At 69.4% G+C, this 14906-nt stretch carries 15 protein-coding genes; 10 read left to right on the plus strand and 5 right to left on the minus strand.

From position 1 onward, the window contains the following. Positions 1 to 24: 24 nt before the first annotated feature. From CFE50_RS19120 to CFE50_RS19130, 3 genes are all read right to left on the minus strand, one after another. The gene (locus tag CFE50_RS19120; RefSeq protein WP_286736792.1) at positions 25 to 612 is read right to left on the minus strand and encodes a DedA family protein; all 588 of its coding nucleotides are present in this window, start codon (positions 610 to 612) and stop codon (positions 25 to 27) included. A gap of 211 nt (positions 613 to 823) precedes the next feature. After that, positions 824 to 1546: a pirin family protein gene (locus CFE50_RS19125; protein WP_286736794.1), complete on the minus strand. Its 723-nt coding sequence runs from the start codon at positions 1544 to 1546 to the stop codon at positions 824 to 826. 159 nt (positions 1547 to 1705) lie between these two features. Continuing rightward, complete coding sequence (locus CFE50_RS19130) at positions 1706 to 2932, minus strand: MFS transporter (protein WP_286736798.1); 1227 nt, start codon at positions 2930 to 2932, stop codon at positions 1706 to 1708. A gap of 97 nt (positions 2933 to 3029) precedes the next feature. Here CFE50_RS19130 and CFE50_RS19135 point away from each other — a divergent pair, with 97 nt between their 5' ends. Then, positions 3030 to 3950: a LysR family transcriptional regulator gene (locus CFE50_RS19135; RefSeq protein ID WP_241808439.1), complete on the plus strand. Its 921-nt coding sequence runs from the start codon at positions 3030 to 3032 to the stop codon at positions 3948 to 3950. A 37-nt stretch (positions 3951 to 3987) separates the two neighbouring features. Here CFE50_RS19135 and CFE50_RS19140 read toward each other — a convergent pair whose 3' ends face one another. Further along, positions 3988 to 4395 (minus strand): DoxX family protein, encoded by a 408-nt coding sequence (locus tag CFE50_RS19140; protein ID WP_286736800.1) that lies wholly within the window; start codon positions 4393 to 4395, stop codon positions 3988 to 3990. A gap of 285 nt (positions 4396 to 4680) precedes the next feature. On the opposite strand from CFE50_RS19140, the gene CFE50_RS19145 reads away from it, so the two are divergent. The 8 genes from CFE50_RS19145 (at position 4681) to CFE50_RS19180 (ending at position 12152) form a co-directional block, all read left to right on the plus strand. Continuing rightward, complete coding sequence (locus CFE50_RS19145; RefSeq protein WP_007161536.1) at positions 4681 to 5106, plus strand: DoxX family protein; 426 nt, start codon at positions 4681 to 4683, stop codon at positions 5104 to 5106. Continuing rightward, complete coding sequence (locus CFE50_RS19150) at positions 5103 to 5732, plus strand: antibiotic biosynthesis monooxygenase (RefSeq protein ID WP_286736802.1); 630 nt, start codon at positions 5103 to 5105, stop codon at positions 5730 to 5732. The genes CFE50_RS19145 and CFE50_RS19150 overlap by 4 nt, the downstream gene beginning before the upstream one ends. Further along, positions 5729 to 6547 carry an alpha/beta fold hydrolase gene (locus tag CFE50_RS19155; protein WP_286736803.1) on the plus strand — a complete coding sequence of 273 codons (819 nt, stop codon included), beginning with the start codon at positions 5729 to 5731 and terminating at the stop codon, positions 6545 to 6547. Before CFE50_RS19150 ends, CFE50_RS19155 begins: the two co-directional genes overlap by 4 nt. Before the next feature lie 52 nt (positions 6548 to 6599). Continuing rightward, positions 6600 to 8441 carry an amidohydrolase gene (locus CFE50_RS19160; RefSeq protein WP_286736804.1) on the plus strand — a complete coding sequence of 614 codons (1842 nt, stop codon included), beginning with the start codon at positions 6600 to 6602 and terminating at the stop codon, positions 8439 to 8441. Positions 8442 to 8452: 11 nt separating this feature from the next. Beyond that, positions 8453 to 10048, plus strand: coding sequence for an MFS transporter (locus CFE50_RS19165; protein WP_286736806.1), 1596 nt, complete (start codon positions 8453 to 8455; stop codon positions 10046 to 10048). 44 nt (positions 10049 to 10092) lie between these two features. After that, positions 10093 to 10716: an isochorismate family cysteine hydrolase YcaC gene (gene ycaC, locus CFE50_RS19170; protein ID WP_286736807.1), complete on the plus strand. Its 624-nt coding sequence runs from the start codon at positions 10093 to 10095 to the stop codon at positions 10714 to 10716. Between the two features lie 54 nt (positions 10717 to 10770). Next, positions 10771 to 11679 carry a LysR family transcriptional regulator gene (locus CFE50_RS19175; RefSeq protein WP_286736808.1) on the plus strand — a complete coding sequence of 303 codons (909 nt, stop codon included), beginning with the start codon at positions 10771 to 10773 and terminating at the stop codon, positions 11677 to 11679. Positions 11680 to 11783: 104 nt separating this feature from the next. Continuing rightward, positions 11784 to 12152 (plus strand): hypothetical protein, encoded by a 369-nt coding sequence (locus CFE50_RS19180; RefSeq protein WP_145155414.1) that lies wholly within the window; start codon positions 11784 to 11786, stop codon positions 12150 to 12152. Positions 12153 to 12673: 521 nt separating this feature from the next. Here CFE50_RS19180 and CFE50_RS19185 read toward each other — a convergent pair. Next, positions 12674 to 13549, minus strand: coding sequence for a LysR family transcriptional regulator (locus CFE50_RS19185; RefSeq protein WP_286736811.1), 876 nt, complete (start codon positions 13547 to 13549; stop codon positions 12674 to 12676). 101 nt (positions 13550 to 13650) lie between these two features. Here CFE50_RS19185 and CFE50_RS19190 point away from each other — a divergent pair, with 101 nt between their 5' ends. Then, entirely contained in the window at positions 13651 to 14838 is a 1188-nt protein-coding gene (locus CFE50_RS19190; protein ID WP_286736812.1) for an MFS transporter, read from the plus strand. Positions 14839 to 14906: the final 68 nt, after the last annotated feature.

Consider the following 14906-nt stretch of genomic DNA (forward strand, 5'->3'; position numbering starts at 1 on the left):
AATTAGCGTTAAGACGGCAACCGGCTAGGCGCAATACTGTCGCGACGGCTCCGGCCGCGCGTGCCGGCGGGCCAGCAGGTGCCAGCCCAGCAGGGCGAGGCCGAGCAGTCCGGCGAGCAGCAGGGGCGCCGGGCCATAGGCCTGGAGTCCGTCGAGCAGGGCCAGGATGTGCGCCTCGAACAGCCGCCCCAGGGCCAGACCGGAGCCGATCCACAGGGTGGCGCCGCCCAGGTCGTAGGCCAGGAAGCGCCGCAGGGGCATGGCGCTGGCCCCGGCGCTGAGGGTGGCGAGGGCCGCGGCGCCGGGAATGAACTTGGCCACCAGCAGCAGGCCGGGCAGGCGCGTGGCGGCCGGGACATGCCCCGGCAGATGGCGCAGCAGCCAGGCACCATGCCGCCGACCGGCCCAGTACCAGAGCAGATCGGCGACGCCGGTGACCGCCACGGTAGCCAGCAGCGCCAGGAGCAATTCGGCCTCGTCGGCTGCCGCGCCCATCACCACCAGCGAGGGATAGGCCGGTACCGGCAGGCCCAGCTGTTCGCCAGAGACGTTCAGCGTCAGCCAGAGGGTGGCGTTACCGGCAACCAGGGAGGTCAGGGCTTGGGTGCTCATGGCGCGTTCTCGGCAAGGGGAGGCCGTTGAGGCGGCCTTCTAGCGCAAACGGGGCCTACGATTTCGCGAGCTAGAGCCAAACAAGGCGAAAACAGTCGAGGAAGCGGATCGGACTTGCGCTCAAGTTTACGAGTGGTAAATGAGCATTCCGACCGGGCGGGCGATCCCGACTGTTTTCAACGCAGTGCGGCCGACGCGCAGCAAATCGTAGTCAGGGCATTTGCGGCAGTTCGTTGGGCCGCAGATCGAACACCAGCACCTCGGCGTCGGTGCCGTGGGCCAGCTGCAGCTCGCGTTCGCCGCGCAGCCTGGCGCCGTCACCGACCTGCAGCAGGACGCCGTTCAGCTCCAGGCTGCCGCGGGCGACGTGCACATAGGCATGGCGCTCGGGGGCCAGTTGCAGGCTGGCGCTCTCGCTGCCGTCGAACAGCCCGGCATAGACGCGGGCGTCCTGGCGCACTTCCAGCGAACCCTCGGCGCCGTCCGGCGAGATGATCAGGGCCAGGCGACCACGCTTGGCCGCGGCGCTGAAGTGCTGCTGCTGGTAGCGCGGTTCGGCGCGGCGCACGTTGGGCACGATCCAGATCTGCAGGAAGTGCACGCTCTCGCGCTCGGAGTGGTTGTACTCGCTATGGCTGACGCCGCTGCCGGCGCTCATCAGCTGGACGTCACCGGGGCGGATCACCGAGCCGGTGCCCAGGCTGTCCTGATGCTCCAGGGCGCCTTCGAGCACATAGGAGAAGATCTCCATGTCGCGGTGCGGGTGCTCGCCGAAGCCCTGGCCCGGAGCCACGGTGTCGTCGTTGATCACCAGCAGATCGGAGAAGCCCTGCTCCGCCGGATTGCGATAGCTGGCGAAGGAGAAGGTGTGGAAGGACTTGAGCCAGCCGTGGTTGGCGGCGCCGCGATCGGAAGCTTTGCGAATGGCCAGCATGATGATGCTCCTTGTCTGCAGGGGGCGCGGTCTGTTCCGACGCCATGGAAGTCATCCTACTGTGGTGCCGCGGTTTGATTAACGGGCTGGAAGGAGAATGGTCGTCCTATCCTGGTTGACGATGCCTTGGGCTGGCCGGCGTCAGATCCTGGTCCGCGATCACCGAACCGGGCGCGGACGGCCAGGCCAGAGCCGTACCGCCAGAGCCAGCAGAGCGGTGGCCAGCGCCAGTCCGGCGACCCCGCTCCAGCCCAGCCGGGCCAGCAGCAGACTGCCCAGGGCCGCACCGCTGGCCATGCCGATGAATATGCCGGTGAAGAGCACCGCGTTCAGCCGGCTGCGCGCCTCGGGCTCCAGGCCGTAGACCTGGGCCTGGTGGGCGATCAGGGTGGCCTGGACGCCCAGGTCGAAGATCACCGTCGCCAGTGCCAGCAGCACCAGACCGGTCACGCCCGGGAGCCAGGTCAGCAGGAGCAGGCTGGCGAAGGCCAGGGCCGCCAGGCCGATGCCCAGGCGTGTCACCCATTCCGAGCCGTGGCGATCCGCCAGGCGGCCGGCCCAGGGCGCGGCCAGGGCGCCGGCGGCACCGGCCAGGCCGAAGGCGCCGGCGGCGGCGCTGCCCAGCTGGAAGGGCCCGGCGTGCAGATAGAGGGCGAGGGTCGACCAGAAGGCGCTGAAGCCGACCGACAGCAGGCCTTGCGCCAGGGTCGCCCGGCGCAGGGCGGCATGGCGGCGCCAGAGGGCGCCCAGGGAGCCGAGCAGGGCCGGATAGCTGAGTCGGGTGGTGGCGGCGAAGGCCGGCAGGCCGCGCCATACCGCCACGCCGATGGCGGCGATGCTCAGGGCGGCGAACAGATAGACCGCCCGCCAGCCAAGCCACTCGCCCACCAGGCCGCTGACCACCCGCGACAGCAGGATGCCCAGCAGCAGGCCGGTCATCACCGTGCCGACGATGCGGCCACGTTCGGCCGGCGGCGCCAGGGTCGCGGCGGCGGGCACCAGGTCCTGGGCCACGGTGGCGGCCAGACCGGTCACCAGGCTGGCCAGCAGCAGCCCATGCAGGCCCGGCGCCAGGCTGGCGCCCAGCAGCGCCAGCAGCAGCATGGCCAGCTTGGCCAGGATGATGCGACGGCGGTCGAAGCGATCACCCAGAGGTGCGAGCAGCAGCAGCCCCAGGGCATAGCCAAGCTGGGTGAGGGTGGGGATCAGCCCCACGTCGGCAGCGGGCGCGGGCAGGGCACTGGCCAGGGTGCCCAGCAGCGGCTGGCTGTAATAGAGGTTGGCCACACTGAGGCCGGCGCCGGTGGCCAGCAGGCCAAGCAGGGCAGGGGACAGGCCGGTACGGTGCGCTGAGGTCTGGCTATGCGGAAGTGGAATGTCGGTCATGGCGGTTCATCCGGTGGGAAGACGATGAGCGCATTCTTCAGCAGAACCATCGCCCCCTGTAGCCGAACGTCCGGTACAGGGGGTATACGTAGGCCGTATGAACAGTTCCTTTTCCCATGACCGTCTCGACCTGCTTGAGACCTTCGTCCGCATCGTCGAGGCCGGCAGTCTGTCGGCGGCCGCGCGCCAGCTCGGCACCACCCAGCCCACCGTCAGCCGACGGCTGCAGGCACTGGAAGCGGCGCTGCAGGTACGTCTGGTGCAGCGTTCGACCCATGCCCTGCGCCTGACCGAGGACGGCCAGCGCTGCTATCGCCAGGCCCAGCAGCTGCTCGGCGACTGGCAGGCCTTCGCCGCCGCCCTGCACGGCGCCCATGCCGAGCCCGAGGGACGGCTACGGGTAGTGATGCCCCACGCCTTCGGCCAGGAACAGTTGCTCGATCCGCTGGAGACCTATCTGCGGCGTTATCCGGGCATGCAGGTGGACTGGGTGCTCAGCGACCGGGCGCCGAATTTCGTCGCCGATGGCGTCGACTGCGCGATTCGGGTGGGGGTGGTGGAGGATCCGGACACCGTGGCGGTGCGCCTGGGCGATGTCCAGCGCATCCTGGTGGCGGCGCCGGAACTGGCAGGCACGCTGAGGGCGCCCGAGGAGCTGACGGCGCTGCCCTGGATCGCCATGACCCAGTTCTACCAGACCGAATTGCGCCTGCAGCTGGGTTCTTCTGGCGAAAGCCGGCTGATCCCCTTGCGAGCGCGGCTGGCCACCGAGAGTCTCTTCGTCGCCCGGCATGCCGCGGTACGGGGGCTGGGCTGCGCGGCGCTGTCGCACTGGATGGTACGCGAGGACGTCGCCGCGGGGCGGCTGGTGCACCTGCTGCCGGAGTGGCAGGCGGCGCCCCTGCCGATCTATCTCATCTATCCCTACGCCCGGGTCTACCCGGCGCGGTTGCGCCTGTTCCTCGAGCTGGTGCGCGAGGCCTGCGCCAGGATGCTGGATGTGACGGCGCCCGCCTGAACCCAAGGATCCAGGCGGGCGCAACGAGCGAGGGCGATCAGGCCAGCCGGGCCGCCCGCGCCGGCCGCCGGCCATCCACGCTCAGGGCCCCGGCGCCGAAGGCCGCCACCTGCAGCAGCCCCCCGGCGATGGCGACGTTCTTGAGGAAGTGGATCAGCTGGTTCTGGTCGGCGAAGTGGCTGTGGAACACCAGGGCGGTGACCAGGGTGAAGGCGGCCATGGCCAGGGCCACCGGCCGGGTGCGATAGCCGATCAGCAGCAGGCTGGCGAGGCCCAGCTCCACCACCAGGGCGCCCAGGTAGGCCAGGTCCGGGAAGGGCAGGCCTATGGCGGCGATGTAGCCCTTGGTGGCAGCCGGAGCGAGCAGTTTGCCCACGCCACTGAACAGGAAGAGGCTGGCGAGCAGCAGGCGGCCGGTGGTGGCGGTGAGGGCTTGGGTGTTCATGGGTGAGGGTCCTTTCCAGATCCGGCATCCGGCGTGGATGCGATGGGGCTAGATTACTGTCCACTCTGCATTCGAATAAGTAGCGCTCGCGGGTTAAACAGTCCCTCTGAGGTTGACTATCCTGCCTTGGCTGTGACCTGAATCCTTTCAGCCCTACGCCACAGCACAGGCGTACAAAAACCAGCACAGACGTCCAAGGCCGCCAGCCGTCGTCCGGGCGAAAGTCCGCTCCATCGACGGCGCGGGGTCTTCTCGCGGCCGACTCTATCTGCGGGAGGCTGGGCCATGGAACGTGTGCGACTGGATCTGGGACTCTTGTTCCTGCGCCTGGGTGGCGCCGGGCTGCTCCTGGCGGTGCATGGCCTGCCCAAGGCGCTGCATTTTCGCCAGCAACTCGGCCTGATCGAGGACCCGCTCCATCTGGGCGCCTGGCCGACCCTGGGCTTCGCCGTCTTCGCCGAGGTGCTCTGCCCGCTGCTGATCGCCCTGGGCTGGGCGACGCGCCTGGCCTGCCTGCCGATCCTGGGACTGCTGCTGATCGCGCTGCTGGTGGTGCATCCGCAGTGGTCCCTGGAAGAGGGCCAGTTCGGCTGGCTGCTGCTGGTGCTGTTCGGCACCCTGGCGCTCACCGGGCCGGGTCGCTACTCGCTGGAAGCGCGGCTGGCCAGGCGCCACGCCGCCCAGGGCGGTTTCGCCAGGGCGCTGTCGTGAGCGCCGCGCTCGGGCAGGACCTGCAGCAGGCCCACAGCCGCATCGTCACCCTGGTGATCCGCCACCAGCCCCTGGCCGGCCAGCACCAGGCCTACCAGCGCTGGCTGCAGCGCGCGGTAACCGCCGCCCGCGCGGCCTGCGGTCATCTGGGCGTGGATGTCATCCCGCCGGCCGAGGAGGGCGCCGCCTTCACCACCCTGGTGCGCTTCGCCGACGTCGACCAACTGCAGGCCTGGCTGGCCTCGCCAGAGCGCCAGGCGCTGATCGCCGAGGTGGCGCCGCTGCTGCGCGAGGCCGATGCGCCCGAGGTGCATGCCGACGCCGAATTCTGGTTCAAGCCGCCCCGCCCTGGCGTGCGCCCGCCACCCGCCTGGAAGCAGGCGGTGCTGACCTACCTGGTCATCGCGCCCCTGACGATGCTGATCCCGCCGCTGTGGCAGCCGCTGTTCGCGCGCTATCCGCTGCTGGCCGGCCCGGTGCCCAGCAACCTGCTGATCACCCTGTGCATCGTGCCGCTGGTGGTGTTCCTGATCATGCCGAGGGTGAGCCGCCTGTGCGCGCCCTGGCTCAACGCCCGCTCGGGCGCCTTTTCCACTCCCCCAACCGCTAGAGGCGAACAACCATGAGCACCTTTACCACCCGCGACGGCGTCGAGATCTATTTCAAGGACTGGGGCAGCGGCAAGCCCGTGCTGTTCAGCCACGGCTGGCCGCTGGACGCCGACATGTGGGAGTACCAGATGCACCACCTGGCCAGCCACGGCTATCGCGCCATCGCCTTCGACCGCCGCGGCTTCGGGCGCTCCGGCCAGCCGTGGAACGGCTACGACTACGACACCTTCGCTGACGACATCAAGGAGCTGATCGAGCATCTGGACCTGCGCGACGTCACCCTGGTGGGCTTCTCCATGGGCGGTGGCGACGTCAGTCGCTACCTGGCGCGCCACGGTTCGGCGCGGGTCGCCAAGCTGGCGCTGCTCGGCGCCGTCACTCCGCTGTTCGGCCAGAAGCCGGATTTCCCCCAGGGCGTCGACCAGGGCGTCTTCGACGGCATCCGCGACGGTCTGCTCAAGGACCGCGCCCAGTTCCTCGCCGACTTCGCCCCGGTCTTCTATGGCACCAACCAGGGCCAGCAGGTCTCCGCGGGCGTCTTCACCCAGATCCTCAACATCGCCCTGCTGGCCTCGCTCAAGGGCACCCTGGACTGCGTCACCGCCTTCTCGGAAACCGACTTCCGCCCGGACATGGCCAAGGTCGATGTGCCGACCCTGGTGATCCACGGCGATGCCGACCAGGTGGTGCCCTTCGCGACCACCGGCAAGCTCGCCGCCGAGCTGATCCGTGGCGCCGAACTCAAGGTGTACGCCGGCGCGCCCCATGGCTTCGCGGTGACCCACGCCGAGCAGCTGAATCGCGACCTGCTGGCCTTCGTCGCCCGCTGAACCGTCCTGGGCGCCCTGCGCCCGGGCTTCTGACCCTGGTCCCGGAGGCCACATGCAACACGCCGATCTGATCCTGCACAACGGCAAGCTTCACACCGTCGATCCCGAGCGCCCCGAGGCGACGGCGGTCGCCATCAGGGACGGCGTCTTTATCGCCGTGGGCAGCGACAGTGACGCCATGGCTCATCGCGGTCCGGCCACCCAGGTGGTCGACCTGCGCGGGCGCCGCGCCATCCCCGGCCTCAACGACTCCCATCTGCACCTGATCCGCGGCGGTCTCAACTACAACCTGGAGCTGCGCTGGGAGGGCGTGCCGTCGCTGGCCGATGCCCTGCGTCTGCTCAAGGACCAGGCCGAGCGCACCCCGGCGCCCCAGTGGGTGCGGGTGGTGGGCGGCTGGAACGAATTCCAGTTCGCCGAGCGCCGGCTGCCGACCCTGGACGAACTCAACCAGGCGGCGCCGGACACCCCGGTGTTCATCCTCCACCTCTACGACCGGGCGCTGCTCAATCGCGCCGCCCTGCAGGTAGTCGGCTACACCAAGGACACGCCCAATCCACCGGGTGGCGAGATCCAGCGCGATGCCCGCGGCGAGCCCACCGGCATGCTCATCGCCCGGCCCAACGCCATGATCCTCTACGCCACCCTGGCCAAGGGGCCCAAGCTGCCGTTGGAATACCAGGTCAACTCCACCCGCCAGTTCATGCGCGAACTCAATCGCCTGGGCCTGACCAGCGCCATCGACGCCGGTGGCGGCTTCCAGAACTACCCGGACGACTACCAGGTGATCCAGCAGCTGGCCGACGCCGACCAACTCACCGTGCGCATCGCCTACAACCTCTTCACCCAGAGACCCAAGGAAGAACTGACCGACTTCAAGAACTGGACCAGCAGCGTCACCCTGCACCAGGGCACCGACTTCCTCCGCCACAACGGCGCCGGCGAGATGCTGGCCTTCTCCGCGGCCGACTTCGAGGACTTCCTCGAACCGCGCCCGGACCTGCCGCCCACCATGGAAGCCGATCTGGAACCGGTGGTGCGCCACCTGGTGGAGCAACGCTGGCCGTTCCGCCTGCACGCCACCTACGACGAATCCATCTCGCGCATGCTCGACGTCTTCGAGAGGGTCAACCGCGACGTGCCCTTCACCGGCCTGCCCTGGTTCTTCGACCACGCCGAGACCATCAGCCCGCGCAACATCGAGCGGGTCAAGGCGCTTGGTGGCGGCATCGCCATCCAGGACCGCATGGCCTTCCAGGGCGAATACTTCGTCGACCGCTATGGCGCCCAGGCCGCCGAGCAGACCCCGCCGATCCAGCGCATGCTGGCCGCCGGCGTGCCGGTAGGGGCGGGGACCGACGCCACCCGCGTCTCCAGCTACAACCCCTGGACCTCGCTGTATTGGCTGGTCAGTGGCCGTACCGTCGGGGGCCTGGCGCTCTACCAGGAAGGCCTGCCACGGGCCACCGCCCTGCAGCTGTTCACCCAGGGCAGCGCCTGGTTCTCCTCGGAGCAGGGCAAGAAGGGCCAACTGCGGGTGGGCCAGCTGGCCGACGTGGCGGTGCTCTCGGCGGACTTCTTCACGGTCGAGGAAGAGGCCATCAAGCACCTGGAGTCGGTGCTCACCGTGGTCGGCGGCCGTATCGTTTACGGCGCCGAGGAATTCGATCGGCTTGGCCCTGCGCCCCTGCCGGTTACCCCGGACTGGTCGCCAGTGGTCAAGGTACCCGGCCACTGGAAAGCCGGTGCGCCGCTGCAGGCCGCCGTGCACCAGTGCGCCGGCGCCTGCGCCGTGCATGGCCACGGCCATGAGCGGGCACGCCAGAGCCGGGTGCCGGTCAGCGACTTCAGTGGCTTCTGGGGCGCTTTCGGCTGCTCCTGCTTCAGCTTCTGAGGAGCGTCGCCATGACCGCCGCCGCCGTGACGCCCAACGCCGCCTCGCCCTGGCAACCGCTGCGCCAGCGCACCTTCCGCTGGCTGTGGCTGGCCAGCATCGCCTCCAACATCGGTACCTGGATGCACGAGGTGGGCGCCGGCTGGCTGATGACCTCGCTGTCCGCCAGCCCCCTGGCGGTGGCCCTGGTCCAGGTGGCGGGGGCCTTGCCGATGTTCCTGCTGGCACTGCCGGCCGGCGCCCTGGCCGATATCGTCGACCGGCGCCGCTATCTGCTCGGCGTGCAGCTGTGGATGGCCGCGGTGGCCCTGGCCTTGGCCGGCCTGACCCTGGCCGGCTGGATGACCGTACCGCTGCTGCTGGGGCTGACCCTGGCCATGGGCGTGGGCACCGCGCTGATGCTGCCGGCCTGGTCGGCGCTGACCCCCGAGCTGGTCGACAAGAGCGAGCTGCCCGCGGCCATCGCCCTGTCCAGCCTGGGCATGAACGTGGCCCGCGCCCTCGGCCCGGCCCTGGCCGGGGTGCTGGTCAGCCTGGCCGGTCCCTGGCTGACCTTCGCCCTCAATGCCGTCTCTTTCCTTGCCGTCATCGTCGCGCTCCTGACCTGGCGGCGAGCGCCTGCAGCCGCCGTGCTGCCCGCGGAGCGCCTCTTGGGCGCGGTCCGGGTCGGCCTCCGCTATGCCCGCAGCTCCCCCCGGCTGCAGGTGGTGCTGGCCCGGACCGCCGCGTTTTTCCTCGGTGCCAGCGCCGGCATGGCCCTGCTACCGCTACTGGTGCGCCAGGCCCTACAGGGCACCGCCCTGGATTTCGGCATCCTGCTCGGTTGCGTCGGGCTGGGCGCCATCGGCGGCGCCATGCTCTTGCCGCGCCTGCGCGAACGGCTGTCCAGTGACCTGCTGGTAGCCAGCGCCAGTGCGCTCTATGCCTTGGTCTTGCTGGGTCTGGCCTGGATTCGCGACTTCGCCTGGCTGCTGCCGGTGATGCTCGCCAGCGGCCTGGCCTGGATCACCGTGCTCTCCAGCCTGCAGGTAGCGGCCCAGACCGCCGTGCCCGGTTGGGTGCGCGCCCGCGCCCTGGCCGTCTACATCCTGGTGTTCTTTGGCACCAGCGCCCTGGGCGGCTTCCTCTGGGGCGCCCTGGCCAGTCATTTCTCCCTGAGCCTGGCGCTGAGCGCGGCGGCCGGGGTGCTGCTGGCCGGCATCGGGCTGACCTGGCGTCTGCGCCTGCCGGTCACTCCGGCGGCGGACATCGCTCCTTCGCTGCACTGGCCGGCGCCCATCCTCGACGACTCCCTGGATCGCGAGCGCGGCCCGGTGATGGTCACCCTGGAATACGACATCGCCCCCGAGCACGGCCCGGCCTTTCGCCAGGCCATGCAGGCGGTGGGCGCCATGCGCCGGCGCAACGGCGCCTTCTCCTGGGCCCTGCTGCAGGACAGCGCCGAACCGCGACTCTGGCAGGAATTCTTCTGCGACGAATCCTGGGTGGAGCACCTGCGCCACCACCACCGCGTCACCCAGGGCGAACAGCGCCTGGAAGCGGCGGCGCGCCAGTACCAGACCCCTGGCGTGCCCATCGCCATCCGCCATCTCCTGGGCGGCGCCTAGCGCAGCCCGTTACCTCATCAACCACCACCCCCGAGGACTCCACCATGAGCAAGCCCTACAACCGTCTCGACAAGAACGATGCCGTCGTCCTGCTGATCGACCACCAGGCCGGTCTGATCTCCCTGGTACAGGATTTCACCCCCAGCGACTTCAAGAACAACGTCCTGGCCCTGGCCAACAGCGCCAAGTTCTTCGGCCTGCCCACCATCCTCACCACCAGCTTCGAGCAGGGCCCCAACGGCCCGCTGGTGCCCGAGCTGATCGAGCTGTTCCCCGAGGCGCCGTACATCGCCCGCCCCGGCCAGATCAACGCCTGGGACAACGAAGACTTCGTCTCCGCCATCAAGGCCACCGGTCGCAAGCAGCTGATCATCGCCGGCGTGGTGACCGACGTCTGCGTGGCCTTCCCGGCCCTGGCCGCCATCGCCGAGGGCTTCGACGTCTTCGTGGTGACCGATGCCTCCGGCACCTTCGACAAGACCGTGCAGCAGGCCGCCTGGGCGCGCATGAGCGCCGCCGGCGTGCAGCTGATGAACTGGTTCAGCGTGGCCTGCGAACTGCACCGCGACTGGCGCAACGACATCGAGGGCCTGGGCGCCCTGCTGTCCAACCACATCCCCAACTACCGCAACCTGATGACCAGCTACGCCAAGCTGGCCGCCAAGTAAGGTAAACGAAGGTCAGGCGCCTCTCCCGGCGCCTGACCTTCGCGGAGGGATGCCGTGAACCGCAACGACCTGCGCCGCATCGACCTGCACCTGCTGGTGGTGTTCGAAAGCCTGATGCACGAGCGCAACCTCACCCGCACTGCGGAAAAGCTCTTTCTTGGCCAGCCGGCCATCAGCGCCGCCCTGGTGCGCCTGCGACAGTTCTTCGACGATCCCCTGCTGGTCCGCAGCGGTCGGGCGATGGAGCCCACCCCGCGCGCCCTGGCCATTCTCGAACGGCTGCGTCCGGCCCTGGACGGCCTGTCCAATGCCTTGAGCGAGGTCGACGACTTCGACCCCGGCGCCAGTCGCGCGGTGTTTCGCCTGGGCATGTCCGACGACGTCGAATGCGGCCTGCTGCCGCCGCTGCTGGCCCATCTGCGCGAGGTGGCGCCGCACTGCGTGCTGGTGGTGCGCAACGCCAACTTCCTGCTCCTGCCCGGGCTGCTGGCCAGTGGCGAGGTCTCCCTGGGCATCAGCTACACCACCCAGCTGCCGGCCAACGCGAAGTGCCGCACCCTGAGGCACATCCGCGCCCTGGTGGTCCGCGCCGACAACGACCCCGCGCCCCTGAGCCTGGACGACTACTGCGCCCGGCCCCATGTGCTGGTGTCCATGTCCGGCGATCTCTGCGGCAACATCGACGACGACCTGGCGCGCCTCGGCCGAACTCGCAAGGTGGCCCTGGGCGTACCCCACTTCAACGGCCTCGGCGCCCTGCTGGCCGGCAGCGAATTGCTCGCCACGGTGCCCGACTACGCCGCCCGGGCGCTGGCCGCCGGTGGCAGTCTGCGCCTCGAGGAACCGCCGTTTCCCATCGTCCCGGCCAAGCTGTCGCTGGTCTGGCGCGCGGCCCAGGACCAGGACCCGGGCGAGCGCTGGCTGCGCGGCGAGATCATCAGATTCATGGGCGAGAACCCCTAGCGCCGCGGCTATCAGCGCTGTCGATAAGCGCTATCCGCCGGTACGATTTATGGGAGAGGGGGTTGGCTTTCTAGGATGGCTGCATGTCTTCCGGAGCCACGCCCATGAACCTTGCCATCCTCCGCAACGCCCTCCGCCTGCTGGCCTGCGCCGGCTTCCTCGCTCTGCTGGCCGGCTGCGCCAGCTCCCACAACGCCTACCTCAGGGATGGCAGCACGGCCTACCTGGTGCAGTGCAACGGGGTCTTTGGCAGCTGGTCCGGCTGCGCGGGCGAAGCCGCGGCACGCTGCTCCACTGGCAGCTATCAGGTTCTCGCCCGCAACCACCTGGACGGCGCCAGCGAAGCCCAGGCCGAAGCCAGCGTCGCCGGCCAGTCCTACCCGGTGCGCAACCTGCTGGTGCAGTGCCAGGGCGAACAGCTGGCCTGGCGGGTGGGTAACTTCGTCCGCCGGCTGCCGGTCAGCGAGGGTTGAGGGCAGGTCAGCAGGTTGTCGAGCGTTCTGCCGCGGCTGAACAGCGGCTCGGATAACCCCCTCTCCCTCCGGGAGAGGGCTGGGGTGAGGGTACTCCCCGCACAACGATGTCACCCCTGGAAAAGGCTGCGCCGTTTTCCAGGCTACGGTTCAGATAGAGCTGAACGCCTGCACGGCTAGCTCCCTCTCCCTCCGGGAGAGGGCTGGGGTGAGGGCACGCCCCGCACAACGACGTCACCCCTGGAAAAGGCTGCGCCGTTTTCCAGGCTACGGCTCTGCAATCAGACCGTAGGTTGGGTTGAGACGGCTCCATCGTCGAAGCCCAACAGGGATATTCAGCCTCGGGCAATGTTGGGCTTCGCTGCGCTCAACCCAACCTACGCGGGCTCCAAGGCGCGGCCGCATCAGAATCGCGGACCAAGAAGCGCCTCACGCCCCAGGGCTCCGTCACCGGACCGTACTCCGGCACGTAGCCCGCGCATATCGTCTCAACGGCTGTACGGCCGACCGATAAGCGAGGGCTAATCCGCCAGCGCCTCCTCCAGGACCTTGAGAAATTCCCGCGTCGCCGGCGTCGGCAGCGGTGACCAGATGGCATGGACGTTACGCTGGGGCGCATCGCTGACCGGCACCCGGGCCAGGCCGGCAAAGGTGCTGGCGATACTCTGGGGCACCAGGCCGATCGCCAGGCCGCGGCGGACGAAGCGCTCCAGCAACTGCATGTTGCCCGTCTCGAAACGCACCCGATGGGGCAGGCCCAGGGCAGCGAAGGCCTCGTCGGTCTGCCGCCGCGCGCCGCTGCCCGCGGGCAGGTCCACCAGCGGCAGATCCACCAGCTCGTGCAGCGACAGCCTGTCCCGCTCTGCCAGGTCGTGCGCGGCGGGCAGCACCGCCACCAGTTCCTCGCTGAGCAGCAGGCGGCTGTCCACCGCCTCCAGGGCCACCTGGCGCGACAGCCCGATCAGGGCGAAATCCAGTTGCCGCTCGCGTACCGCCGCCAGCAGCGTCTCGCTCTTGTCCTGGCGCAGGCGGATGTCCACCTGGGGATGACGGGCATGGAAGGTCGCCAGCAACTCGACGATATCCAGGCGCGGCACCGAGGAGATCAGGCCCAGCGTCAAGGTGCCGCGAATGGCGCCGACCGCGGCGGCCACGTCCTGCTGCAAGCGCTCCACCGCCGCCAGCGCCTGGCGTGCATGCACCAGCAAGGCCTCACCGGCAGGAGTGATGCGTACCTGGCGCGGCAGGCGCTCGAACAGGGTGGCGCCCAACTCGGCTTCCAGGCGGGCGATCTGGTGACTGAGCGCCGACTGCACCACATGGCAGCGCTCGGCGGCGCGGGTGAAGTGGCATTCCTCGGCCAGGGCGACGGCGAATTCCAGCTGCTTGAGATTCATGCGCTATCTTGAAATGAGATCAAGGCCATCTTAACGATTCATTTAACCGATAGCTGCCGTTGTTCGATACTGACCAGCCTTTTCCCTGCCGGATCCTGCGGATGTCCAATCCCACGCCTCCTCTCAGCCGCTGGCTGACCCTGCTCATGGCCGTCGCCACCGGCATCGCCGTGGCCAGCAACTACTACAACCAGCCGCTGCTGCACACCATCGCCCAGCGCTTCGACCTCAGCTACACCCAGGCCGGTAGCATCGTCACCACCGCCCAGCTCAGCTACGCCGCCGGACTCCTGCTGCTGGTGCCCCTGGGCGACCTGCTGGAGCGCCGGCGACTGATCGTCACCATGAGCGTGATCGCCGCCGCCGGCCTGGCCCTGAGCGCCACCGCCACCAGTCTGACCTGGCTGCTGCTGGGCACCGCCATGACCGGGCTCTTCTCGGTGGTGGCCCAGGTGCTGGTGCCCTTCGCCGCGACCCTGGCCGCGCCGGAGCAGCGGGGCAGGGCGGTGGGCACGGTGATGAGCGGCCTCATCCTCGGCATCCTGCTGGCCCGCACCGTGGCCGGGGCGCTCTCGTCCCTGGGCGACTGGCGCACCGTCTATGCCGTGGCGGCCGGTCTGATGCTGGCCACCGCCCTGGCCCTGCGCCTGGCGCTGCCGCGCTATCAGCAGTCGGCCGGCCTGAGCTATCCACGGCTGCTGGGTTCGGTGTTCGAGCTCTTGCGCGACGAGCCCCTGCACCGGCTGCGCACCCTGCTGGGGTGCCTGGGCTTCGCCGTCTTCGCGGTGTTCTGGACGCCGCTGGCCTTTCTGCTCGCCGCCGAACCCTATGGCTTCAGCGACGGCACCATCGGCCTGTTCGGTCTCGCCGGCGCCGTGGGCGCCCTGGCCGCCAACCTGGCCGGGCGCATGGCCGACCAGGGCAAGGGCAGTCTCGCCACCAGCATCGGCCTGGCCTCCCTGACCCTGGCCTGGCTACCCCTGGCCTTCGCCCAGCAGTCGCTGGCGGCGCTGCTGGTTGGCATCCTGGTGCTGGATCTCGCCGTGCAGCTCAGCCACGTCAGCAACCAGAACGTGGTCTATCGGCTGCGCCCGGAAGCCCGCAGCCGCCTCAACGCCGGCTACATGACCGGCTACTTCCTCGGCGGCTCCCTGGGTTCGCTGCTGTCGGCGCGGCTCTACGAACACTTCGGCTGGACCGGCGTGAGCCTGTCCGGGTGCCTGCTGGCGGCCACGGCGCTGGCGGTCTGGGGCCTGTTCCTCATGCGGCAGCGTCAGGCGCGGGCCTGAACGCCATCATCAGCGCGGTCGATGATCGCTATCCCGAGGGACGATTTCTAGGCGCGGGGTGGGCTGGC

Origin of the sequence: Pseudomonas sp. PGPPP4 (genome assembly GCF_002256045.1) — a bacterium.
In the GTDB taxonomy this organism is placed as follows: domain Bacteria; phylum Pseudomonadota; class Gammaproteobacteria; order Pseudomonadales; family Pseudomonadaceae; genus Chryseomonas; species Chryseomonas oryzihabitans.

What these genes read in the sequence shown, in the direction of transcription:
- CFE50_RS19185 (WP_286736811.1), bottom strand. Translation starts at nt 13,549, where the DNA reads ATGAATCTCAAGCAGCTGGAATTCGCCGTCGCCCTGGCCGAGGAATGC.
- CFE50_RS19145 (WP_007161536.1), top strand. Translation starts at nt 4,681, where the DNA reads ATGGAACGTGTGCGACTGGATCTGGGACTCTTGTTCCTGCGCCTGGGT.
- CFE50_RS19135 (WP_241808439.1), top strand. Translation starts at nt 3,030, where the DNA reads ATGAACAGTTCCTTTTCCCATGACCGTCTCGACCTGCTTGAGACCTTC.
- ycaC (WP_286736807.1), top strand. Translation starts at nt 10,093, where the DNA reads ATGAGCAAGCCCTACAACCGTCTCGACAAGAACGATGCCGTCGTCCTG.
- CFE50_RS19155 (WP_286736803.1), top strand. Translation starts at nt 5,729, where the DNA reads ATGAGCACCTTTACCACCCGCGACGGCGTCGAGATCTATTTCAAGGAC.
- CFE50_RS19130 (WP_286736798.1), bottom strand. Translation starts at nt 2,932, where the DNA reads ATGACCGACATTCCACTTCCGCATAGCCAGACCTCAGCGCACCGTACC.
- CFE50_RS19120 (WP_286736792.1), bottom strand. Translation starts at nt 612, where the DNA reads ATGAGCACCCAAGCCCTGACCTCCCTGGTTGCCGGTAACGCCACCCTC.
- CFE50_RS19180 (WP_145155414.1), top strand. Translation starts at nt 11,784, where the DNA reads ATGAACCTTGCCATCCTCCGCAACGCCCTCCGCCTGCTGGCCTGCGCC.
- CFE50_RS19160 (WP_286736804.1), top strand. Translation starts at nt 6,600, where the DNA reads ATGCAACACGCCGATCTGATCCTGCACAACGGCAAGCTTCACACCGTC.
- CFE50_RS19140 (WP_286736800.1), bottom strand. Translation starts at nt 4,395, where the DNA reads ATGAACACCCAAGCCCTCACCGCCACCACCGGCCGCCTGCTGCTCGCC.
- CFE50_RS19165 (WP_286736806.1), top strand. Translation starts at nt 8,453, where the DNA reads ATGACCGCCGCCGCCGTGACGCCCAACGCCGCCTCGCCCTGGCAACCG.
- CFE50_RS19190 (WP_286736812.1), top strand. Translation starts at nt 13,651, where the DNA reads ATGTCCAATCCCACGCCTCCTCTCAGCCGCTGGCTGACCCTGCTCATG.
- CFE50_RS19125 (WP_286736794.1), bottom strand. Translation starts at nt 1,546, where the DNA reads ATGCTGGCCATTCGCAAAGCTTCCGATCGCGGCGCCGCCAACCACGGC.